13 protein-coding genes and 3 pseudogenes are annotated in these 22218 nt (G+C 68.9%); 6 read left to right on the top strand and 10 right to left on the bottom strand.

Annotated features, from left to right (window positions below):
• Window positions 1–91: 91 nt before the first annotated feature.
• The 7 genes and pseudogenes from QC826_RS06735 to QC826_RS06705 form a co-directional block, all read right to left on the bottom strand.
• Window positions 92–970 (bottom strand): FecR family protein, encoded by an 879-nt coding sequence (locus QC826_RS06735; RefSeq protein ID WP_279764918.1) that lies wholly within the window; start codon window positions 968–970, stop codon window positions 92–94.
• Window positions 939–3998 carry a beta strand repeat-containing protein gene (locus QC826_RS06730; protein ID WP_279764917.1) on the bottom strand — a complete coding sequence of 1020 codons (3060 nt, stop codon included), beginning with the start codon at window positions 3996–3998 and terminating at the stop codon, window positions 939–941. The genes QC826_RS06735 and QC826_RS06730 overlap by 32 nt, the downstream gene beginning before the upstream one ends.
• Window positions 3995–6277, bottom strand: a complete 2283-nt coding sequence (locus tag QC826_RS06725) for a hypothetical protein (RefSeq protein ID WP_279764916.1) — start codon at window positions 6275–6277, stop codon at window positions 3995–3997. Before QC826_RS06725 ends, QC826_RS06730 begins: the two co-directional genes overlap by 4 nt.
• On the bottom strand, window positions 6268–6624 hold the full coding sequence (locus tag QC826_RS06720) for a hypothetical protein (RefSeq protein WP_279764915.1): 357 nt from the start codon (window positions 6622–6624) through the stop codon (window positions 6268–6270). The genes QC826_RS06725 and QC826_RS06720 overlap by 10 nt, the downstream gene beginning before the upstream one ends.
• 24 nt (window positions 6625–6648) lie before the next feature.
• The gene (locus tag QC826_RS06715; RefSeq protein ID WP_279764914.1) at window positions 6649–8241 is read right to left on the bottom strand and encodes a ShlB/FhaC/HecB family hemolysin secretion/activation protein; all 1593 of its coding nucleotides are present in this window, start codon (window positions 8239–8241) and stop codon (window positions 6649–6651) included.
• Between the two features lie 181 nt (window positions 8242–8422).
• Window positions 8423–10712, bottom strand: a pseudogene (locus tag QC826_RS06710) (CHASE2 domain-containing protein).
• 36 nt (window positions 10713–10748) lie between these two features.
• Complete coding sequence (locus QC826_RS06705; RefSeq protein ID WP_279764913.1) at window positions 10749–12365, bottom strand: HD family phosphohydrolase; 1617 nt, start codon at window positions 12363–12365, stop codon at window positions 10749–10751.
• A 395-nt stretch (window positions 12366–12760) separates the two neighbouring features.
• Here QC826_RS06705 and QC826_RS06700 point away from each other — a divergent pair, with 395 nt between their 5' ends.
• The 4 genes and pseudogenes from QC826_RS06700 to QC826_RS06685 all read left to right on the top strand — a co-directional run bounded on the left by QC826_RS06700 (window position 12761) and on the right by QC826_RS06685 (window position 17766).
• On the top strand, window positions 12761–13660 hold the full coding sequence (locus QC826_RS06700) for an MBL fold metallo-hydrolase (protein WP_279764912.1): 900 nt from the start codon (window positions 12761–12763) through the stop codon (window positions 13658–13660).
• A pseudogene (locus QC826_RS06695) lies at window positions 13657–16006 on the top strand (ATPase, T2SS/T4P/T4SS family). The gene QC826_RS06700 and the pseudogene QC826_RS06695 overlap by 4 nt, the downstream one beginning before the upstream one ends.
• Before the next feature lie 141 nt (window positions 16007–16147).
• A complete protein-coding gene (locus QC826_RS06690; RefSeq protein ID WP_279764911.1) occupies window positions 16148–16720 on the top strand; it encodes an ORF6N domain-containing protein in 573 nt (190 codons plus the stop codon).
• Between the two features lie 185 nt (window positions 16721–16905).
• Window positions 16906–17766: a hypothetical protein gene (locus QC826_RS06685; protein WP_279764910.1), complete on the top strand. Its 861-nt coding sequence runs from the start codon at window positions 16906–16908 to the stop codon at window positions 17764–17766.
• A gap of 55 nt (window positions 17767–17821) precedes the next feature.
• On the opposite strand, the gene QC826_RS06680 is transcribed toward QC826_RS06685, so the two are convergent.
• Window positions 17822–18301 carry a GNAT family N-acetyltransferase gene (locus tag QC826_RS06680; RefSeq protein WP_279764909.1) on the bottom strand — a complete coding sequence of 160 codons (480 nt, stop codon included), beginning with the start codon at window positions 18299–18301 and terminating at the stop codon, window positions 17822–17824.
• Between the two features lie 291 nt (window positions 18302–18592).
• Between QC826_RS06680 and QC826_RS06675 the strand changes: the two are divergent.
• Both QC826_RS06675 and QC826_RS06670 read left to right on the top strand, forming a co-directional pair.
• A pseudogene (locus QC826_RS06675) lies at window positions 18593–19783 on the top strand (YcaO-like family protein); the annotation flags it as partial.
• A gap of 1 nt (window position 19784) precedes the next feature.
• Window positions 19785–20369, top strand: coding sequence for a hypothetical protein (locus QC826_RS06670; protein ID WP_279766407.1), 585 nt, complete (start codon window positions 19785–19787; stop codon window positions 20367–20369).
• A 102-nt stretch (window positions 20370–20471) separates the two neighbouring features.
• Here the strand turns inward: QC826_RS06670 and QC826_RS06665 are convergent, their stop codons facing one another.
• Together QC826_RS06665 and QC826_RS06660 are read right to left on the bottom strand one after the other, a co-directional pair.
• Window positions 20472–21482, bottom strand: coding sequence for an inorganic phosphate transporter (locus QC826_RS06665; protein ID WP_279764908.1), 1011 nt, complete (start codon window positions 21480–21482; stop codon window positions 20472–20474).
• A 40-nt stretch (window positions 21483–21522) separates the two neighbouring features.
• Window positions 21523–22149, bottom strand: coding sequence for a DUF47 domain-containing protein (locus tag QC826_RS06660; RefSeq protein WP_093387870.1), 627 nt, complete (start codon window positions 22147–22149; stop codon window positions 21523–21525).
• Window positions 22150–22218 lie beyond the last annotated feature (69 nt).

Below are 22218 nucleotides of genomic sequence, written 5' to 3'. Positions count from 1 at the left end.
GTAGCATCAACCATCCCATGATAGGAAGGTCAAGCGGTTTCTAGCGTGCGGGGCGGCGGGGGCGCTGCGCGCCCGCCGCCGCCCTCCCCGCTCAGCGTACTTCGCAGTCGACGGTTTTTGCTTTGTTGCCGCCGATGGCCGCGCTGCCGTTGGTGGGCGCGCTGAAGGCCGCCGGCGGCGTGAATTGGATGCCGGGATTGGTCGGCAAGAGCACCGGCGGCGCCTTGAACGAGGGGGTGAAGCCGAACTGGCCGGCGCTAAAACTGCTCGTGCCGGCGGGATTGGCCACATGGATCAGGCCGTCGATCACCTGCACGTACAGGCCGGGCGCCCGCGCCCCCGGCGACGGCGGCAGCGGCCCCTGCGCCAGCAACAATGGCAGCAACTGCGGTGGCAAGGGCGGCGGCAGCGGCCGCAGCGGCATCAGCGGCGCGGCGTCGCTGCCGCCCAGCGCGGCGGTGCTGGCCATGCGCCAGGCCTGGCGCGCGGCGACACTGACCTCCGCCTCGGGCTCCCACTCGGCGATGAAGGTGGTGCCGCGGATGCCGATGGTGGCGCTCGGCGTCTTCAGCTCGAAGCGCTCCTTGCTGCGTTTGCCGAGCAGGCCGGTCAGCGAGCGCAGGCCGCCCTTGACCAGGCTGAACGAGGCGGCGTCGCCGCCCGGCTTGCCGGCGTCGAAGGAGAAGTTGTCGATCTTGAAGGTGGTGCCGGGCTTGAGCGTGATCTCGCTGTTGTCGATGAACTTGACCAGGGCGTAGGTGTTCTTCTCCGTCACCAGGGTGTCGCCGCTCTCCACCTCGGACTTGAGCGAGAGGATCTTGACGGCGCCGTCGGCCTTGCGCGCCAGCAGCGGGCCGCTCAGTTGGGTCACCGTGCCGGCGACCTGGGCCGCCAGCGCCAGCGAGCCGCAGCAGCACAAGACCAGCAGCAGCCAGGCCCTAATTGCAATAGAGTTTCTTAACTGGTTCATTTTTCGTTCCACTTTTTTCGTTGCTTGCGGTTTCTTTGGTGTCCGATTTCTTGTCGGACTTGCTGTCGTCCGGCGTGCTGGCGGTGGCGGCGCCGCCGCTGCTGCCGGTGCCGCCGCCGCTGCTGCCGGAGCTGGCGCCGGACGAGCCACCCTGGCCCAAGCCCACCGGAGCGTCATAACGCGGCGCGCTGGCGGTGACGGTCTTGATGATCTCGTTGCCGGCCAGCTGCACCGGCTTGACCGGCTCGCTGGCCGTTGGCGGCGACAGCACCTGGCACAGCGCCGAGTTCGGCGCGATCGTGCAAATGTCGGCCGACGGTGGCGGCGTGGGGGTCGGGGTCGGGGTCGGGGTGGGCACCGGTGTTGGTACCGGGGTTGGCACCGGCGTCGGCACGGGCACCGGCGTTGGTACCGGCGTTGGTACCGGCGTTGGCACCGGAGTTGGCACCGGCGTTGGTACTGGCGTCGGCACGGGCGTCGGGACCGGCGTTGGCGTTGGCGTTGGCGTTGGCGTTGGCGTCGGCGTCGGCTCGGGGGTCGGCGTCGGCGTCGGCGTCGGGGTCGGCGTCGGCGTCGGGGTCGGCGTCGGGGTCGGGGTCGGGGTCGGGGTCGGCGTCGGCGTCGGGGTCGGGGTCGGCGTCGGCGTCGGCGTCGGCGTCGGCGTCGGCGTCGGCGTCGGCGCCGGCACGTTCTGGTTCGGCGTGCTGCTGACCTGGCCGCTGTTGCTGTGCACGGTGCTATTGGTGACGCCGATGATGTTGTGGCCGGCGGCCAGCGCGATGTTGCCGCTGCCCGAGGCAACACTGCCGGAGATGGTCAAGATGTCGTCGGTGGCGTTGCTCGGCCCGCCTGCCGTCAGGTGGATGTTGCCCGACGTCGAGGTGACACCGCCCAGCACGGTCAGCGGACTGTGGGTTTGCACGGTGATCGCGCCGGCGCCGGTCTTGATGCCGTCGCCGACGGCGACGACCACGCCGCCGGTGTTGTCGAGCGTGATGGCGCCGTCGTTCGGCGTCGTCACGTCGGTCTGCCACAGCTTGTGCACGAGCAGCTCGACCGGCCGCCCCTCGGCCTGGTGGTGCGGGTTGTTGAAATTGGTGATGTTGATAGTCGCCGTGCTGTGGCCGCCGGCCTTGTTCTCGGCCGTCAACTCGGACACCTGGGTCAGCAGCGGCGCGGCGGCCGTGCCGATGCCCTGGGTGGCGTCGAGCGTCAGCGCGGCGGCGGTGATGCTGCCGCCGGGCACGATCGAACCGTCGGCGCGGGTGATGGCGCCGCTCAGCGCGCCGCTGGCGATGGCCAGCGACACGTTGCCCTGCGAGTAGATGCCGTCCACATCGTACGACTGCGAGTCGGCATTGCCGCCGCCGATCAGGCGGGCGATGGCCAGGCTGCGGTTGTTGACGAAGCTGAAGTGGTTGCCGTTGCCGCTCTGGTGCGCCGCCAGGTTTTGCACCTTGTTGCCGGTGTTGATCAGGCTCACCGTGCCGTTGGTCTCGATGCCCAGGTCGCGCACCTCGATCGGCCCGCTCTGGCTGATCTGGCCGTTGCCCAGCAGGCCGATGCGGGTGGTGGTGGCGTTGCGGTCGGTCGACGCGCTGACGCCGACGGTGATGCCGGCGACGCTGATGTCGCCGGTCAGGATGTTGTTGTCGGTCGAGCCGATGCCGACGGTGGCGGCGTTCAGGCGCGACAGGTCGGTGATCGACAGGCAGGGCGCCGTGGCGCAGGCGGCGCCGACGCTGATGCCGCGCCCGCTGGTGGCGGGCGACATGCTGACCAGGTTGGCGGTGACGGTGTCGCCGATGCTCAGCTCGTTTGACTTGAGCTTGAGCACGTCGGTGGTGATCGCCTGGCCGATGGTGATCCTGCCCTGGCTGGTCAGGCTGAGCACGCTGGCCGGCATCGACAGCGCGCCGAGCACGTCGAGATTGCCGTCGGCCGAGATGCGCAGCTTGGCGGCGCTGATGCTGGCCAGGCCGGCGCTCGACAGGCGCAGCTTGTCGCCGCTGGCCGTGTCGGTGCCGAGTTCGGCCGCCATGCCGGCGGAGCGGGTGGCCAGTTCGACCACCCCGCCGGTGGCGTGGATGCCCTGGCCGGCGCTGCCGCCGAGCACAATGTTGTCGCCGCGCAGGGAGACGTAGGACGCGCTCAGCATGCTGTTGTTGCTCAGCACGCCGCCGGACTCCAGGCCGATGCCGCCGGCGGTGGTGATGGCGCCGTCCACCGTCAGGTTGCCCTCCGTTTGCAGCGTCAACTTGTGGGCGTAGTTGGCCGCGCCGCTCAGGTCGAGCGCGCCGACCACGGCTATGCCGCCGGTGTGGCCGCTCTGGCCGATGCCGATGCCGGCACCGGTGATGGTTTTCAGCATCGTGTCGGTCAGCGCCAGCCTGCCGCCCCCGCCGTCGCTGGCCGTGGCGCCGAGCTCGATCGGGCGGCTGTTGCTGTGGGTGACGAAATTAACGCTGGGGTAGAAGCCCTCCGCGGCGCTGTACGGCATCACGCCGTACACGGCCGCGCCGGAATCGAGCACGACGCGGTCGGCGTGGAAGGTGATGTTGGCGCCGGACACGCTGGCGCCGCTGGCCAGGCTGATGCCGCCGCTGCCCGTCGCGCTGAGCGTGGTGTTGCCGCCGGTCACGCTGGCCGCGCCCGGCGTGGTGCTGTTGCCGACCACGATGCTGTCGCCGCCCAACTGCACATTGGCGCCGTGGCTCGACAGCGCCTGCTCGACCTTCAGCTGGCCGCTGGTGCTGATGCTCAGGTAGGTGTCGTTGTTGTTGTTCAGGCTGACCGCGCCCAGGGTCAGCGTGCCGAGGTTGCTGAGGCTGAGCAAGCTGACGTTCTCCGCCGTCAGCGCGGCGATCTGGTTGGAGATGCTGCCCATGTGGACCTGGCCCGCCGTCAGCAGGGTCAGCTGCGGGGTGAGCACCGGCGCATACGGGTCCTGCTCGATCGAGCCGGCCGCCAGGGTGACGCCGGTGGCGCCGCTGATGCCGCTGAACTCGCTGCTGCTGTCGACCGTCAAGGCGCCGCCGGTCTTGAACTGGAAGGCCCCTCGGTGCTGCGGCCGGACACGCGGCCCACCGTGTTGTTGCCGTTCAGCGCGACCGCCGCGCCGACGGCGGACAGGCTGGCGGCATTGATTGCCGCGCTTTGCGTGACGGCGCCGCCCTCGCCGACCGCATGCAGGGCCAGCGCGCCCTGCAGCGTGACGGCGCCGTTGACGGCGACGCTGCCGCCGGTCAGGCTCAGCTTGCTCTGCGCGCTGCCGCCGCTCTCGCCCAAATTCAGCGTGCCGACCACGGTCAGCGCGCCGTAGTGGCCGCCATAGCCGCCGATGGCCAGGTTGGCGCCGCTGCTGGTCTTCAATTCCGTCTCGCTCAGGCCGAGCACGCCCGTGCCGTCGACGGCGCCGTTGCCGATGTTGATGACGCTGGCGCTGGCGTAGGTGTCGAGCTTGACGTTGGCCGCGCCCAGCGTGCCGCCCAGCGTCATCTGGTCGGCGCGCAGGGCGATGGTCGGCGCCTGCAGCTGCGCGCCGCCGCCCACCGTCAGCACGCCACCGCCGGCGACGGCGCCCAGCGTGGCGTTGGCGTCGCCCAGGGTGATGTTGTGGTTCAGCGTGATGGCGGCGCCGCTGATCAGGTTCAGGTCGACCAGGTCGTCCAGGCCCAGGTTGGCGGCGCTGGCGATGGCGCCGGCGCTGCCGTTGCCCAAGGTCAGGGTGTGGCTGGAAATGCCGCTCAGCTCGCCCGACTCCAGACCCAGCGTGCCGCCGGCCTTGCCGCCCAGCGTGACGGCGCGCCCGGCCGTGAACGGCGCCAGGGTGACGCTGCCGCTGCCGCCGGGGCCGCCGGCGTCGATGCCGTGGCCCAGGGTCATGTTGTCGGCCAGCAGGGTGGCGCTCGCCACGCCGCTGATGTTGCCGTTGCTGCCCACGACGATGCCGCCGTTCGCCTCGCTCGCCGTCACGGCCAGCACACCGCCGCCCAGCGTCAGCGCGTCGAGAATGCTGACGTTGTTGCCGCTCAGGTTGAGGTTGCCGCCGCCGGTGGCGATGGCGCCGCCGGCGTTGATCGTCAACGCGCCGGTGCCGTGTTCGCTGCCGCCGGCGTCGTTGGCGCGCAAGGTGATGGCGCCGCCGGCGCTGCTGATGGCGGCGTTGACGTTGATGTCGTTGCCGGCCAGCGCCGTCAAGCCGGTGCCGGCGTTGACGATCGTCACGGCGCTGCTGAAGGTGATGTTGTGGTTGGCCTGCAGCACCACGTCGGCGGTCGCGGCCGACAGCAGCGCGGCGTTCACCTGGCTGGGGCCGGTCGACGGCGGATTGCCGAACACCGCCACGTCGGCCAGCGAGGCGCTGCCGTTGGCGAGCACCACCTCGATGTCGTAAGGGTCGAGCAGCCAGCGGCCGCGCGCGCCGGCCGGCGCGCCGGCGTCGACTTTGGCGCCGGCCACGTCCAGGTAATGGCCCGAGGTTTCCACCAGGCCGCCGTTGCCGCCGGCCGCGCCGCCGCGCGCCGAAATGCCGCCGTGCATGCGCGTGGCCGCGTCGCTCCACACCACCACCTTGCCGCCGTCGCCGTGCGCCAGCGCGTCGGCGCGGATCCGCGCCGCCGGCGCGACGAAGGTTTGCTGCGCGTTCTGCAGCGCCGCGTTGGCGCCCTGGTAGTCGCCGCCGACCAGCACGCTGCCGCCGCCGGCCGCGCCGCTGGCGTCGACCAGGGCGTTGCCGTTCAGGCCGACCTGGCGGCCCAACAATTCGATGTGGCCGCCCTGCCCCGCCGCGTTGACGGCGCTGGTGCTGCTGCCGGCCTCGAGCAGCGTGCTGCCGCTGGCCTTGAGGATGATCTGGCCCTGCGCGCCGCGCACCGCCGTGTCGGCGTTGATGCTGCCGCGCTGGCTGACCAGCGCGCCGTAGATGCCGACCCGGCCGCCGCTGGCGACGATGGCGCCCAGGTTCAGGGCGCGGTCGGCCGGCGCCGCCAGCAGCACGCGCACGTCCGGATTGCTCGAGTCGACCAGCTGCACGCTGCGCCCGGCCGCCAGCACCACCTCGCCGTTGGGCGCGGTGACCAGGCCGTTGTTCTCCACCTCGGGCGCCAGCAGGAAGACCTGGCCGCCGCCCGGCGTGGTGATGGCGCCGGCGTTGGCCACCTTGCCGGCGTTGGCGCCGGCGACGAAGTTGTTCTTGCCGGCCAGGAAGTCGGCGTTGGAGATCGCCAGGCTGGAGGCCACCAGGCCGTTGACGTCGACCCGCGAGTCCTTGCCGAACAGCACGCCGTTCGGGTTGATCAGGAACACCTTGCCGTTCGACTGCAGCGCGCCGAGGATCCGGCTGGGGCCTGGCCGGTGATGCGGTTGAGCACCCGGCTGTCGCCGCCCTGCTGGATGAAACGGGTCAGCTCGCCCGGATTGATCGAGAAGCTCTTCCAGTCGATGATGGTGTTGGGCGTGTTGGTGATCGAGAACAGCGCGCCCTGCTGGTTGAACGTGGCCTGGCCGTGCACCACCTGCGGCGAGACGGGGTTGGCCTGCGCCGTGCTGAAGCAGGCCGCCACCACCACCGCCAGCAGTTTGCGGCGCAGATGCAGGGAGGCCGCCGTGTTGGCGGACCGGAGGGGGTGCTGGCTGTAGAGGTTTTTCATCATCGTGTCCTGGTGTGGCCGGGCCGCCTAGTAAGACAGGCCGAGGCGCAGATGCAGACGGTTGGCGTCGGCGCGCGCGGTGGCGCCGGCCCGCAGCACATGGCCGTAGTCGATTTGCAGGTTGAGGTTGTTGCCGACCAGCCAGCGCAGGCCGAGGCCGGCGCTGGCGATCGAGGTGCTGTCCAACTCGCCCGGCAGGGCGTGGTTGCGGCGCACCCAGGCGTTGTCGTAGAAGGCCAGCAGGCGGCAGTTCCAGCCCTCCCTGCCGGCGCACAGGTTGGGCGTGTAGGCCTCCAGGTTGGCGCCCAGGCCGCTGTCGTTGGAGATCTCGCGCTCGGCGAAGCCGCGCACCGAGCTCGAACCGCCGGCGCCGAACTGCTCGCCGGGGATCAGCGCGTCGGCGCTGTACTGGCCGTTGACGATGGCGCGCAACTGCCAGTCGCCGGCCAGGGCGCGGCTGGCGCTGGCGGCCAAGCGCAGCGTCGTGTAGTCCGCCTTGGCGCCGGCGCGCGCCAGCGTGAAGGCGCCTTGGCCGCCGTTGGCGCCGCCGGAAATGTTGCGCAGCAGGGTCAGCGAGGCGCTGGCCTCGCCCTTGTCCAGCGTCCAGATGCCCAGGTAGCCCAGGCTCAGCGGGCGCACCGTGACGTCGTTGCCGAGCTGCTGGCCGAGCAGCTCGACGCTGTTCTTGAAGGCCTTGTAGTCGACGCCGTAGAGCAGGCGCGACTCGTAGTTGCCGCGCTTGGCCAGGTTGTGGGTGTAGCGCGCGCCGTACACCGCGCCCTTGCCGCTGACGGCCAGGTCGAACACGCCGGCGCTGACGGTGCCCGAGTCGACGTTCGAATAGCTGGCGTACAGGTCGAGCGCGTCGCCCAGCGCGTACAGGGGGATGTGGTAGCCGGCGCCGTACACCTTGACCCGGCTGGGGTGTTCCAGCGTGGTGGTGTATTGCAGGCTGGCGACGTGGTCGCGGCCCCACAGGTTGGCGTTCTGCAGCACCACGCCGGCGTGGGTTTTGCCGGTCTGCTCGCTGCCGGTGTTGTCCAGGTTGAGCATGGCCTTCCAGGGGCGCTCGTCGGCCACCTCCAGCACGGCGTCGACCTCGTCGTCGCGCTCGCCGCTTTGCAGCTTCAGGTTGACCTTCTTGGCCGGGTTCTCGTTGGCCAGCCTGAGCTCGGTGGAAATCCGTCCCAGGTCGGGCACCTGGCCCTCCCGCAGCGCCGGCAGGCTGCGGCGGATGTTGGCCTCGTCGAAGTGCTGGTTGTTCTTCACGCCGACCCGGCCGATGCTGGTCTGCACCACCTTGAAGCGCACCACGCCCCGGTTCAGCTCCTGCTCCGGCAGCTCGACGGTGACCACCTTGTAGCCGCGCGCGTGGTAGGCCGCCTCGAGCGCCTCGAGGGCGCGCTGGACGTCGCCGAAGTCGCGCTCCTTGCCGGTGTAGCGGGCCAGCAGCTGCTCGATCTGCGCCGCCGGCAGCAGGGTGTTGCCGCTGACGTCGAAACGGCTGATGTCGAAACGGATGGGCGCGTCGACCCCGGCGCTCCAGCCCGGCGCCGACGCGGTGGCCAGCAGGGAGCCCGCGAGCAAGCTCAGCAGGTGCAGTGTCAAATGTCGGGTCATGGGGTTTCTTGCGCTGTGGATGAAGTTGCCAGCTCCGATGCTAGCATAGTGCGGCACGGAAAAACTCCTCCCGCGCCGCATATAGTGTCCGAGGGCAACACTTTCAACGGTGACGAGGCGCTTGCGCCGTCGCAACAAGGCGGCCGGACGGCCGTGGCGGCGGCCGTTGTCGCCGGCCCGGCTATTTGGTGTCGAAGGTGGTCACGCCGTCCCAGCCGGGGCCGGGCGGGTGGGCGCGCAACCACGCCACGCGGCCGGCGTACAGCGCGTACAGGCCGCGCTCGGGCGCCGCCGCGCCCAACTCGGCCAGCAGGCGCCCGGCCCGGTCCCAGTCCTGCGCCCGCACGGCGGCCAGCGCCGCGTCCCAGCGCGCCAGCTCGTCCAGGGTGGCGGCGTCGAGCTGGCCCGCCGGCGCCAGCGGCTCGTAGATGGCGACCGGCTCGTTCTTGCCCTTGACGCGCACCAGGTCCAGCTCGCGGTAGGCGAACTCGGGCGCCGCCGCCCGCGTCGTCTCGCCCACCGCGATGCCGACGCCGTAGACCTTGGTGATGCCCTCCAGCCGCGAACCGAGGTTGACGGCGTCGCCCATCACCGTGTAGGCGCGGCGGATCTTCGAGCCCATGTCGCCCACGTGCATCAGGCCGCTGTTGACGCCGATGCCGATCTTCAAAGGCGGCCAGCCGCGCGCGATGAAGTCCAGGTTCAGCCGCGCCGCGCTGGCCTGCATCAGCAGCGCCGTGGCGACGGCCCGGCTGGCGTGGTCGGCGAAGGCCACCGGCGCGCCCCAGAAGGCCATGACGGCGTCGCCGATGTACTTGTCGAGGGTGCCGCGGTGGCTGTCGCGGATGTCCTCCGACATCGCCGTCAGGTACAGGTTGATGTACTCGCGCAGCGCCTTCGGCGTCAGCCCCTCGGAGATGGTGGTGAAGCCGCGCACGTCGACGAACAGCACGGTCAGCTCGCGGCTCTCGCCCTCCATGGTGTATTTTTCCGGGTCGTCGGCCATCTCGGCGACCAGCTCGGGGGCGACGTACTCGCCGAAGCGCGACACCAGCGCGCGGCCGCGGCGCACCTCGAAGAAATAGCCCCAGGCCAGGTTGACGATGAACAGCGCGGACACCAGCAGCAGCGCGGCGGCCATGTTGAGCACGGCGTCCTGCGCGCTGTACAGGTAGTAGTTGAAGCCGACGACGGCGGCCGTCGCCGCCAGTGCCAGCAGCACCGAGGGCAGCGGCGGGAGCACGGCCAGCGCCGCCGTCAGCAACAGGCCCAGCGCCACCACCTGCAGGAACTCGAGCGCCAGGGCGTAGGAGGGGCGCGACTTTGAAGCTGTTGTCGAGGATCGACTTGATCAGGTTGGCGTGCACCTCGACCCCCGGGTACTCGGCGTTGACCGGGGTGGCGCGCACGTCGTTGAGGCCGGGCGCGGTGGTGCCGACCAGCACGATGGCGTCCTTCAGCAGGGCCGGCGCGACCTTGCCGGCCAACACGTCGGCGGCCGACAGGTAGCGGAAGGCGCCGCCCTCCGGCCCGCCCCGGCCGCGGAACTGCACCGTGGTGGTCAAGCCCTCGCCGACCGGGATGCCGATCTGCCCCTTGCCGCGCGGGCCGTCGACGAACAGGCTGATGTAGTCCAGGCCGCCGTTGTCGAGCTCGGCGGCGGACAGGCTGTCGGCGCTCTCGTCGAAGTACGGCGCGATGGCGCGCGCGTTCAGGTAGACGGCGCAGACGGCCAGCGACAGCGAGGGGTAGTAGCCGTCGCCGATGCGCTGCAGCAGGGTCGACGAGCGCACCACGCCGTCGCCGTCGGTCATCGCCGTGAAGATGCCGGCGCCGCGCGCGGCCTGCTGCAGGCGGGCGATGTTGGCCTCGTAGCCGCGCGCCGTGTAGGCGCTGACGGCGCGCCCGTTGAGCCCGGCGACGGTGAAGGCCGGCGCCGGCAGCACGCCCTTGAGTTGCTTGTCCGACACGTTGTAGCCGAGCACCACCGGGCGGCCGGCGATGGCCGCCGCCAGCAGGCCGTCGTAGTCCAGCTCGGCCTTCAGCCCGGCCAGGCCGGCCTCGAAGCCGGCCACGTCCTTGAGCCGCCCCTGCGCCAGGCGCTGCAGCACGGCGTAGCCGGACGAGGTGTCCGGCTCGGGGAAGGAGATGTCGAAGCCGATCGCGCCGGCCCGGTAGCGCCCGGCCAGCTGCGTCACCAGGCGCGCCATCACGTCGCGGCTCCAGGGGAAGCGGCCGACCTCGCTCAAGCTCTTCTCGTCGATGTCGACGATCACCACCCGCGGGTCGAGCACGGCCGGCTCGAGCCGCATGCGCTGGTCGGACAGGAAGGTGTCGAGGTGGGCCGGCGCCGCCAGCGGCAGGTAGTCCAGCGTGTACAGCGCCGCCAGCGCGGTCAGCAGCAGGCCCAGCGCCCAGCGCGCGCCGTGCTTGCGCAGCCGCTTGGCCCAGCGGGGCGGGATCAGGCGCAAGCGGCCTCCCCTGGCGTGTGCGGACGCGCCATCGGGCTAGGGCCGGTAGCCCGGGATCAGCGCCTCGTCGACGGCGTCGATCTGGCGCGGGTCCATGTTCTTGTCGGCGAAGGCCTGGTACACCTTGCGGCGGATGAAGATGTCGAACAGGTCGGGGTCGATGTGGCCGTTCAGGCTGAAGTTGCCGAGGATGCGCAGCGACTCCGACAGCGTCTTGCCCTTCTTGTAGGGCCGGTCGCGCGCCGTCAGCGCCTCGAAGATGTCGGCGATCGCCATCACCCGCGCCTGCACCGACATCTGCGCCTTGACCAGGCCGCGCGGATAGCCCTTGCCGTCCATCCGCTCGTGGTGGCCGCCGGCGTACTCGGCGACGTGCTGCAAATGCTTGGGCCAGGGCAGCGCCTCGAGCATGCGGATGGTCACCACGATGTGGTTGTTGATCACCTTGCGCTCCGCCTCGGTCAGGGTGCCGTAGCGTATCGTCAGGTTGGCCACCTCCTCGGCCGAGAGGAAGTCCTGCTCGCCGCCGTCCGGGCCGCGCCAGCGGTAGGCGGCGATCTCGCGCACGCGCTGCTGGTCGGCCGCCGCCATGCCCTCGCCGCCGATGTTGGCCTGGCGCAGGAAGTCGCGGTCGCGGTCGAGCTGGGCCAGGCGCGCCGCCAGCCCGGCGGCGCAGCCGGCCGCGTCGGCGCCGCCGCACTGGGCGCGCAGCGCGGCCAGCTCGGCGTCGCGGCGCAGCACCTCGAAGCGGGTGTCGATCATGCCGATGCGGTCGAAGATGGTCTCCAGCTTGGTCGCCTTGTCGACCACGTGGACCGGCGTGGTGATCTTGCCGCAGTCGTGCAGCAGGCCGGCCAGCCACAGCTCCTTGCGGTCGGCCTCGCTCATGCGGAACCCGGCCAGCGGCCCGCTCGCCGTCTCGTGCACCGCCTCGGCCAGCAGCATGGTCAGCTCCGGCACGAACTGGCAGTGGCGCCCGGTGTAGGGCGACTTCTCGTCGATGCCGATGTTGATCAGGTTGACCAGCGACTCGAGCAGCTGCTCCAGTTGCAAAATCAGGCGCTGGTTGGTGATGGCCACCGCGCCCTGCGCCGCCAGCGCCTCGATGAAGCGCTGGTCGGTGCCGGAGAAGGCGTGGATGGCGCCGCTTTCGGCGTCCTTGGCGTTGATCAGCTGCAGCACGCCGACCAGCTCGCCCTCGTGGTCGGTCATCGGCACCGTCAGGAAGGACTGCGAGTGGTAGCCGTAGTGCCGGTCGAACGAGCGCATGCCGGAGAAGTTGAAGACGTCGGCCTGGTAGACGTCCTCGATGTTGACCGACTGGCCGAAGTTGGCGGCGTAGGCCGCCACCGAGGCCAGGTTCTTCTCGCCGGCGGCGTCGTACAGCGGCACGCCGGGGATGTCGACCGCCGCGCCGCTGGCGCCGCCCAGGCGCAGGCCCAGGCTGTCGTTGACCGAGATGTGGAAGCACAGCTGGCGGCCGTCGGCGCTGGGGCGGTACAGGGTGCCGCCGTCGGCGCCGGTCATGCCCTTGGCCACCAGCAGGATGCGCTCGAGCAGCGAGTCGACGTCGTGGCCGCTGCCCAGCTCGACGCTGAGCTCGGTCAACAGGTCCAGCCGCTCGGCGATCCGGATGTGGTTCAACTCTTGCATGGTGGTGATCGTGCCCGTAGAGGTGGGAAAGCCGCCGCGGATTTGACAAATCGCAATCCTAGACATGCTGATAGGAAGTGTAGCCGCAGCGCAAGCGCCTGTACATCGACAATTGCGCCGGCCGGCGCCGGCGGCCGCGAAATGTCGCTCGGCGTGTCGCAATTTGCCACCGAATTTACCACTGTTGTGTCGCGCCCGGCCGCGCCGGGCGGGCCGGTCGTGCCGGTCGGCGCGCAGTTTGCCCGCAGGCGCGGCGAAAAAGAGGCTATGATCGGGGGGATCGCGCCTTGCCTGTTCCACCATGTTGATGCAGCGGGGCCAACAGATCGGGCCGCCCGCGTGGCGGCACCCACAACGATAGAGGGAACGGGCCGCATGGGCGACAGGGACACAGCATGAAATTCAAATTTTGGGGGGTGCGCGGCTCCATCCCCTCGCCCGGGCCGCGCACCGCGCGCTACGGCGGCAACACCACCTGCATCGAGGTGCGCAGCGACGACGGCACCTTGATCGTCATCGACGGCGGCACCGGCATCTTCGCGCTGGCGCAGTCGCTGCTGGCGCGCGGCCGCGCGCCGGTGCAGGCCAACATCTTCATCACCCACAGCCACTGGGACCACATCCACGGCCTGCCCTTCTTCTCGCCGCTGTTCATCCGCGGCAGCCGGGTGCGCCTGCACGGCGCCACCGACCCGGCGACCGGCAACGGCATCGAGCACGTGATGGGCGTGCAGTTGCAAAACAGCTACTTCCCGGTCAGCGAGACGCAGATGGACGCCACCATCGAATACACCACCCTGGCCGTCGGCGCGCCGATCGCCGTGGGCGACGCGGTGGTGCACAACGTGCTGATGAACCACCCGGTGACCGACCTCGGCTACCGGGTCGAGTGCAACGGCCGCTCGGTCTTCTTCACCGGCGACCACGAGCCCTTCTACAACATCCACCCGCCCGGCCACCCCGAGCACGCCGCCTACCAGGCCCACATCGAGCAGCGCAGCGCCGCCATCGACGCCGTGGTGCGCGGCGTCGACGCGCTGATCGTCGACTGCTCCTACACCCGCGAGGAGTATCCGGCCAAGCGGGGCTGGGGCCACGGCACCTTCGACGCGGCGCTGGCGCTGGCCGCGCGCACCGGCGCCAAGCGGCTGTACTGCACCCACCACGAGCCGACCCGCGGCGACGACGAGCTCGAGGCGGTGTTCGCCGACGTCATCGCCCGCCACGCCCCGCTGCCCGGCGGCCTGCAGGTGTTCCTCGCCTACGAGGGGCTGGAGGTGGAGCTGGCGCCATGAGCCGGGCCGCCGGTGGCGTCCCGCCCAGCGAGCTCGACCTGCGCCTGGCCTTCCTCCAAAAGCTGCAGGCGGTGAGCACCAAGATCCACGCCACCCGGCAGCTCGACGAGATCATGCTCGACCTGGGCATGGAGTTCTGCGACCTGTTCAACTGCGAGCGCTTCACCCTGTACGCCATCGACGGCGAGCACATCGTCTCCAAGGTGAAGACCGGGCTGACCACCTTCCGCGACCTGAAGCTGCCGATCGGTCCGCACAGCATCGCCGGCTACGTCGCCCAGACGCTGCGCACCGTCAACCTGGCCGACGTCTACGACGAGGCCGAGCTGCGCCGCCACTCGACCGAGCTGCGCTTCCAGCGCGGCGTCGACCAGCGCACCGGCTACCGCACCCGGCAGATGCTGGTGGCGCCGCTGCTGGCGGTGCAGTCGCACGAGCTGCTCGGCGTGGTGCAGTTCATCAACCACCGGGGCGGCGGCCCCTTCCCCGCCATCGCCGTCGACGGCGTCGAGCAGTTGTGCGACACGCTGTCGGTGGCCCTCAGCCAGCGCCTCGGGCCGCCGCAGCTGGTGCGCGGCAAGTACGACGGGCTGGTCGCCGAGGCGCTGCTGTCGGCCGCCGAGCTGGAGCAGGCCACCCGCACGGCGCGCCAGCAGGCGCGCGACATCGAAGAGGTGCTGCTCGAGCAGTTCCAGCTCAAGCCGGCCGCGCTGGGCCGCGCGCTGGCCGGCTTCTACGGCGTGCCCTACGAGCCGCACCGGGCCGAGCGGCTCAAGCCGGTCGAGCTGCTGCGCCACCTGAAGCGCCAGTACATCGAGGAGAACGGCTGGTTGCCGCTGGAGGACGGCAAGGACGGCCTGCTGGTGGTGGCGCTCGACCCGGAGCGGGTGGCGCAGGCCCACATCGTCAAGCAGATCTTCCCCAAGGCCAAGGTGCACTACCGCGTCACCGGCGGCCGCGAGTTCGGCCAGATGGTCGAGCTGTTCTACGGCGCCGCCGCCGACTCGGGCAGCGTCGGCGACCTGTTGTCGGGCATGGACGGCGACGACGAGGAGGACGGCGGCGGCGGCGAGGTGTCCGAGGCGGTCGAGAACGAGCTGGTCAAGCTGCTCAACAAGATCATCGTCGACGCCTACCGCCAGGGCGTCTCCGACATCCACATCGAGCCGCTGCCGGGCAAGGGCAAGACCGGCATCCGCTTCCGCAAGGACGGCACGCTGGTGCCCTACATCGAGATCCCGGCCAGCTACCGCAGCGCGCTGGCGGCGCGCGTCAAGATCATGTGCGACCTCGACATCTCCGAGCGGCGCAAACCGCAGGACGGCAAGATCAAGTTCAAGAAGTACGGCCCGCTCGACATCGAGCTGCGCGTCGCCACCATCCCCTCGGCCGGCGGCGTCGAGGACATCGTCATGCGCATCCTGGCGGCCGGCGAGCCGATCCCGCTCGAGCAGCTCGGCGTGCTGCCGTTCAACCTGGCGCGGCTGCGCGGCGCCATCGAGAAGCCCTACGGCCTGTTCTTCGTCTGCGGCCCGACCGGCTCGGGCAAGACCACCACGCTGCACTCGGTGCTGCACCACCTGAACACGCCCGAGACCAAGATCTGGACCGCCGACGGACCCGGTCGAGATCACCCAGAAGGGGCTGCGCCAGGTGCAGGTCAACCGCAAGGCGGGGATGGACTTCGCCACCGTCATGCGCGCCTTCCTGCGCGCCGACCCGGACATCATCATGGTCGGCGAGATGCGCGACAAGGAGACCGTCGGCATGGGCATCGAGGCCTCGCTGACCGGCCACCTGGTGTTCGCCACCCTGCACACCAACAGCGCGCCCGAGTCCATCGTGCGCCTGCTCGACATGGGCATGGACCCGTTCAACTTCGCCGACGCCCTGCTCGGCATCCTGGCGCAGCGGCTGGCCAAGCGCCTGTGCGGCGAGTGCAAGCAGGCCTACCAGCCGGACGCCGCCGAGCTCGATCTGTTGCTGGACGAATACTGCGAGGAGCTGCTCAACACCGCCGCCTTCCAGGCCGACGCGGCGGCCGGGCGCGGCGCCGTGCTGGCCGGCTGGCGCCAGCGCTACGCCGACCGCGACGGCCGCTTCACGCTGTACCGCGCGGTCGGCTGCGCGGCCTGCAACAAGGGCTACCGGGGCCGCGTCGGCCTGCACGAGCTGATGCTCGGCAGCGACAAGATCAAGCGCCTGCTGCAGGAGCACAGCCGGGTCGCCCAGCTGCTCGCCGCCGCGCTCGAGGACGGCATGCTGACGCTGAAGATGGACGGCATCGAGAAGGTGCTGCTGGGCATCACCGACATCAAGATGGTGCGGGCGGTGTGCATCAAGTGAGCTGGGATCGCCGTTCGGTGCCAACGGGGAATAGATAGTTCGCGTCCGGCTTGCGGCTTGCGGCTTGCGGCCTGACTGTACAGTGCCATCGTTGTGCTATGTCATTCACCGGCGCCAGCATCGGGCGAAAATCGAGTGGATATGAAGCCCACACTCCCGACATTTGAACAGCGCATTTTGGCGATACGAGGTCAGCGTGTCATGCTCGACTCCGACCTGGCGATGCTGTATGGCGTCGCCACCAAAGTACTACTGCAAGCAATCAGGCGCAACCACGACCGTTTCCCGGGCGATTTCATGTTTCAGCTCGATGCGAGCGAGTGGGAGGCATTGAGGTCACAATCTGTGACCTCAAACTCCGGTCGTGGTGGGCGGCGCTATTCGCCCTATGCCTTCACTGAACACGGTGTGGCGATGCTGTCGTCGGTATTAGGCAGTGCTCAGGCGATTGCGGTCAATATCGAGATCATTCGTGCCTTTGTTCGTCTGCGGGAATTGGTGGCGTCGAACAAAGAGTTCACTCAAAGATTGACCGCGTTGGAGGGCAAAACCAATAACCTGTGCTTGAAACACAATACGTTGGCAAACGAGACCCAAGTCCAAATCAGACATATTCTTGATGCCATACGGGGATTGATGGTGCCGCCAGAGCAAACCAAAAAGAGGCCCATCGGCTTCATCACGCCATCGGATGAACCAGCCAAACCAAAGTAGAAAATTGGTGACCTGAGCGAGCGACGTTCATTTAGACGCTGCGTCAGACTATTGTTGCAACCAGCATACAACGGTGGCCAAACCGACGGAACAAACTTGTTCGGATGAAAACATTATAGAATACGACTCCCAATGCGCGACGGTGACCGTGGCAATATGTCCGCGCGAACCCATGGAGAGGCAACTTGGCATCAGTTTTCCAGACCGTATACGCAGCGGCCATTCTTGCCGCCCTCGCGCTGACCATTCCAGCGGCGCGTGCCCAATCCATTCCAGCCGAGCAGCCGGCCTTCACCGACTACATGGCGCAGAGGCTGCAGCGGGAGATCGGCGGCGCCCCTGTCGTGGTGAGCGGGCCGTTGGCGCTGTCCGTCGACGCCTTGCAGGTCAGTGTCGAGCGGGTCTTCCGCTACTGCGAAAAAAACCCGTCCACCTGCCCGCAGGCAAGCGAACACTACATAAAAGGAGTGGCCCAGTTCGTCAAAGCGCAGAACGCGCCGATCGACCGCGCCGCAGTGCGCCTGGTGGTGCGCAGCAGCGCCTACATCCAGCGCGCCCAGGCCACCTTGGGCGCCGACGGACCGGCGCTGCAATTCCGTCCGCTGGTCGACGGGCTTGTCGCCGTCGCGGTGCTCGATACGCCGAGCGCGGTGCGGCCGCTGGACGAGCGGGACCTGAAAAAACTGGGCATTTCGCAGGAGCAGTTGTTCGATATGGGCGGACAGAACATCCGCGCCACACTGCGTCCGCTGAGCGAGGCCGCGAAGCCGGTCGGCGCTGCACAGATGGGCACCGTGGGCGGCAGCTTCTACGAGGTGGGACGGGTCGCCCTGCCGGTGGACTGGGCGCCGCTGGCGGCGGCACAGAACGGCACCCTGCTGATCGCGCTGCCGACGACCGATACCGTGCTGTACATCTCGGAATCGACTCCGCTCGCGCTCGACGCGCTGAGGACGTTCGCAAAAACCGTGGCGGGAAAATCGCCCAACCCGCTGTCGCCGGCCGTCCTCAAATGGACGAAAGAGGGCTGGGAAGCGCTGCCATAGCACCGCTGCACAAGAGGCGTGTAGTTGCGATTCGACCACGAACCCGGCGCCCACCTTAGGTCATTAATACCTTCTCAAAGCAGGCCGCCAGCGCGTTGCCGGCGTAGTTGCCGTAGTTGGCGATGCGGCGGTAGCCGCGCGCCTGGTAGAAGGCGACGGCGCCTGCGTTGACCAGGCGCGTTTCCAGCCACAGCGCGCGGTAGCCCAAGGCCGCCGCCTCGGCCTCGAGCGCGGCCAGGATGGCGCTGCCCACGCCGGCACGGCCGGGCCGCGCGTACATGCGCTTCAACTCGGCCACGCCGTCCTGTCCCGCCAGCGGCCGCAGCGCGCCGCAGCCGAGCGCCGCGCCGGCGCCGTCGCGCGCGACGACGAAGCGGGCCGCCGCGCCGCGCGCATCGCGCACATCGAACGAGGCCCGGCCGCTGGAACCGGTGATGCCGGCCAGCACGGCCGACAACTCCTCCAGCAGCGCCCGCGCGTCCGCCGTGTCCGGGTCTTCCTGCGCGACAATAGTTGTGTACTCAAGCTTTTCCATGCCGCCAACATAGCGCAGAATTGCCCTTGCGACAAGGTCGGGCCGGCGCCGACGGCCTGGACGCAGGCCCCGCCAAATCGCCGCGCCCGCTGTCGCGCAAGCGCCGGCAATGGTATGCTTCGGGTGAGCAGCACGCGCATCCGCATTGACCACCCTGCCCAGCGGCACGCGCCGTTCCGGGCCAGCAACTAGCCTCCGCCTTGCCCGACGCGCGCCACCGGCGTCACTGTTCCACCCTATCGCCGGGCGCCCCGTTCGCGCCCGCCCGTCCCTTCTTTACGAGACGTCTTGATGACTACTGAAACCTTTATCCCCGGCAAAGATGCCGCCCTTGAAACGACCATCGCCACCATGCAGGCCAAGCTGGCCAAGCGCGGCTTCAAGCTCAACGAGTCGTCGCTGCTGCACGAGGTCGACGGCATCTGGTCGACCCACATGAAGGACAGCGAGTGTCCGATGCTGTTCTCCAACGGCAAGGGCGCCACCGAGCTGGCCGCCCGCGCCAGCGCCTACGGCGAGTTCTTCGAGCGCCTCGGCACCCACTACTTCTGGACCCACTTCAACCTCGGCGCCACCCGCGCCGGCCGTCCCTTCGTCCACTATCCGCAGGAGAAATGGTTCCAGCCCGGCGCCGACGGCGAATGGCCGGCCGAGATGCTCAACGCCGAGCTGCACGCCTTCTACAACCCGGACGGCGAGATCGACGGCAGCGTGCTGGTCGACCTGAACTCGGGCAACGTCGAGCGCGGCATCTGCGCCCTGCCGTACAAGCGCCTGCGCGACGACAGCACCGCCTACATCCCGGTCAACATCATCGGCAACCTGTACGTCAGCAACGGCATGGCCGCCGGCAACACCGTCAAGGAGGCGCGCAGCCAGGCGCTGTCGGAGATCTTCGAGCGCGCCATCAAGTACCGCATCATCGCCGAGAGCCTGTGCCTGCCCGAGGTGCCGGACGACGTCGTCGCCCGCTACCCCAACATCGCCGCCGGCATCGCCGGCCTGCGCAAGGCCGGCTTCGGCATCCTGGTCAAGGACGCCTCGCTGGGCGGCAAGTACCCGGTGATGAACGTCACCCTGGTCCACCCCAAGGACCAGGGCGTGTTCTCCAGCTACGGCGCGCACCCGCGCTTCGAGATCGCGCTCGAGCGCGCCATGACCGAGCTGCTGCAGGGCCGCGCGCTCGACTCGCTCGAGGGCTTCCCCGAGCCGGGCTTCGACATGAGCGAGATCAACGCCGTGGCCAACCTGGAGATCCACTTCGTCGACTCGAGCGGCGTGATCAGCTGGAACTTCATGAGCGACACGCCGGACTTCCCCTTCTGCGACTGGAACTTCAGCAGCACCACCGACGAGGACTACCAGTGGCTGGTCGACGCCGTCCACGCCGAGGGCAAGGACATCTACGTGGCCGACTTCAGCGAACAGGGCGCCTACAGCTGCCGCATCCTGGTGCCGGGATTCTCGGAGATCTACCCGGTCGATGAACCTGGAGTGGGAGAACAACAGCATCGGCAACGAGCTGCGTCCGCTGCTGGTGCGCCTGCACGATCTGAGCGTGCAGGAGTGCACCAGCCTGCTGGCCGACCTGCAGACCTCGAACCTGAACGACGAGCGCCCGCTGTGGGAGATCCTCGGCCTGGCCATCCCGCTGGGCACGCCGTGGAAGCAGCTGCGCATCGGCGAGCTCAAAACGCTGCTGGCCCTGGTGGTGGGCGACCAGGAGGCCATCCTCGAGGGTTGCGACTGGATCCACCACTTCAAGAACCTGGCGCCGGCGCGCCGCCTGGTGTACCGCTGCGTCGAGGCCATCGTCAAGCTCGACGAGGACGACGAGTCGGAGAACTACACCCGCTCGCTGGCCCTGATGTTCGGCGCCGAGACGCTGCAGCTGGCCGAGGCCTGCTCGACGGCAGCGAGCGCTTCTTCGGCCTCGACACCCTGGGCGCCGACTTCGAGGGCAGCGCCATGCACCAGACCCTGCTGGCCGCCTACGACAAGCTGTTCGCCGCCGACGCGGCGTAGTTCAGCGCCGAGCCACCGGCACGGAATCAGGGTCAGACCCTAGGGTCTGACCCTCAATGCCGCCGCCGGCACATGGGCGCGCAGTAAAAAAGGGAGCCGAACGGCTCCCTTTTTTCACGTCCGCCAGAGGCGGATGGGCAAACAATTACATGATGTGGTGACCGACCCACCAGGCGATGGCGGCGACGAAGGCCGAGGCCGGAATCGTGAACACCCAGGCCCAGACGATGTTGCCCGCCACGCCCCAGCGCACCGCCGACATCTTCTGCGCCGAGCCGACGCCGACGATGGCGCCGGTGATGGTGTGGGTGGTCGACACCGGCACGCCGAAGAAGCTGGCCATCAGCAGGGTCAGCGCGCCGCCGGTCTCGGCGCAGAAGCCGCCCACCGGTTTGAGCTTGGTGATCTTCTGGCCCATGGTCTTGACGATGCGCCAGCCGCCGAACAGGGTGCCGAAGCTGATCGCCGTGTAGCAGGAGATGATCACCCACAGCGGCGGCGACTTGTCGGCCACGGAGGTGTGGCCGGCGGCGATCAGCAGCATCCAGATGATGCCGATGGTCTTTTGCGCGTCGTTGCCGCCGTGGCCCAGGCTGTAGCTGGCGGCCGACACCAGTTGCAGGCGGCGGAACCACTTGTCGACCCGCCGCGGCGTCGAGCGCACGAAGATCCACGAGACGATCAACATGATGATCGAGCCGAAGATGAAGCCGAGCAGCGGCGACAGGACGATCCATTCGACCGTCTTGAGCAGGCCGCCGCCGGCCAGCGCGCCGGTGCCGGACTTGGCGACGGCGGCGCCGACCAGGCCGCCGATCAGCGCGTGCGAGGACGACGAGGGGATGCCGTAGTACCAGGTGAACAGGTTCCAGACGATGGCGCCGACCAGGGCGCCGAAGATGACGTACTGGTCGACCACGCCGGGGGCGATGGTGCCCTTGCCGACCGTGGCGGCGACGCCCAGCCCGACCACGAAGATGGCGATGAAGTTGAAGGCGGCGGCCATGGCGACGGCGGCCTGCGGCTTGAGCACGCCGGTCGAGACCACCGTGGCGATCGCGTTGGCGGCGTCGTGGAAGCCGTTCATGAAGTCAAACACCAGCGCCAGGGCGATCAACAGGCCGAGGACGTAGATGCTGATTGTGAGGGTGTGCATGGATTATTCTTTTCGCTTGAACAGAGTCGGGGGCCGGCGCTTACGCGTTCTCGACGATGATGCCTTCGATGATGTTGGCCACATCCTCGCAGCGGTCGGTGACCGTTTCCAGGATCTCGTAGATCGCCTTCATCTTGATCAGGTTGCGCACGTCCGGTTCGTCGCGGAACAGCTTGGACATGGCGGCGCGCATGACGTGGTCGGCGTCCGATTCGAGGCGGTCGATCTCTTCGCAGATGGCGACGATCTGGCGCGAGTTGTCCATGTTGTGCAGCAGGGCGACGGCGTCGCGCACCTTCTCGGTACAGGCCAGCACCAGCTCGGCCAGGCGCTTGGCCTCCGGCGTCACCGAGTGCAGGTCGTACAGCGAGACGGTCTGGCCGGCGTCTTCCATCAGGTCGAGGATGTCGTCCATGCGGGTGATCAGCTTGTGGATGTCGTCGCGGTCGATCGGCGTGATGAAGGTCTTGTGCAACATGTCGACCGTGGCGTAGGTGATCTTGTCGGCTTGTTTCTCGATGCTTTCGATCGCGTGCACGCGGTTTTCCAGATCGTCGAAGTTGGTCATCAGGGCCAGCATCTCTTTCGCGCCCTTGACGCACAGGTCGGCGTGCTGGTTAAACAAGTCAAAAAATTTGCCCTCGGTGGGCATCAAGCGTCCAAACATGTCATTCTCCGTTCATTGATTCGTGGTTACTGCTGATGGCCGCCCGGTGGTCCGGACGGCGCAAAGAGG

This window comes from Rugamonas sp. DEMB1 (assembly GCF_029834475.1).
GTDB classification, from domain to species: Bacteria; Pseudomonadota; Gammaproteobacteria; order Burkholderiales; family Burkholderiaceae_D; genus Rugamonas; species Rugamonas rubra.
This window is presented reverse-complemented; position numbering and strand designations above follow the sequence as displayed.

Bases quoted from the DNA above. Each gene is read 5' to 3' on its own strand.
- QC826_RS06735 (WP_279764918.1), bottom strand. From the start codon at position 970: ATGAACCAGTTAAGAAACTCTATTGCAATTAGGGCCTGGCTGCTGCTG.
- QC826_RS06720 (WP_279764915.1), bottom strand. From the start codon at position 6,624: ATGATGAAAAACCTCTACAGCCAGCACCCCCTCCGGTCCGCCAACACG.
- QC826_RS06715 (WP_279764914.1), bottom strand. From the start codon at position 8,241: ATGACCCGACATTTGACACTGCACCTGCTGAGCTTGCTCGCGGGCTCC.
- QC826_RS06705 (WP_279764913.1), bottom strand. From the start codon at position 12,365: ATGCAAGAGTTGAACCACATCCGGATCGCCGAGCGGCTGGACCTGTTG.
- QC826_RS06700 (WP_279764912.1), top strand. From the start codon at position 12,761: ATGAAATTCAAATTTTGGGGGGTGCGCGGCTCCATCCCCTCGCCCGGG.
- QC826_RS06690 (WP_279764911.1), top strand. From the start codon at position 16,148: ATGAAGCCCACACTCCCGACATTTGAACAGCGCATTTTGGCGATACGA.
- QC826_RS06680 (WP_279764909.1), bottom strand. From the start codon at position 18,301: ATGGAAAAGCTTGAGTACACAACTATTGTCGCGCAGGAAGACCCGGAC.
- QC826_RS06670 (WP_279766407.1), top strand. From the start codon at position 19,785: ATGAACCTGGAGTGGGAGAACAACAGCATCGGCAACGAGCTGCGTCCG.
- QC826_RS06665 (WP_279764908.1), bottom strand. From the start codon at position 21,482: ATGCACACCCTCACAATCAGCATCTACGTCCTCGGCCTGTTGATCGCC.
- QC826_RS06660 (WP_093387870.1), bottom strand. From the start codon at position 22,149: ATGTTTGGACGCTTGATGCCCACCGAGGGCAAATTTTTTGACTTGTTT.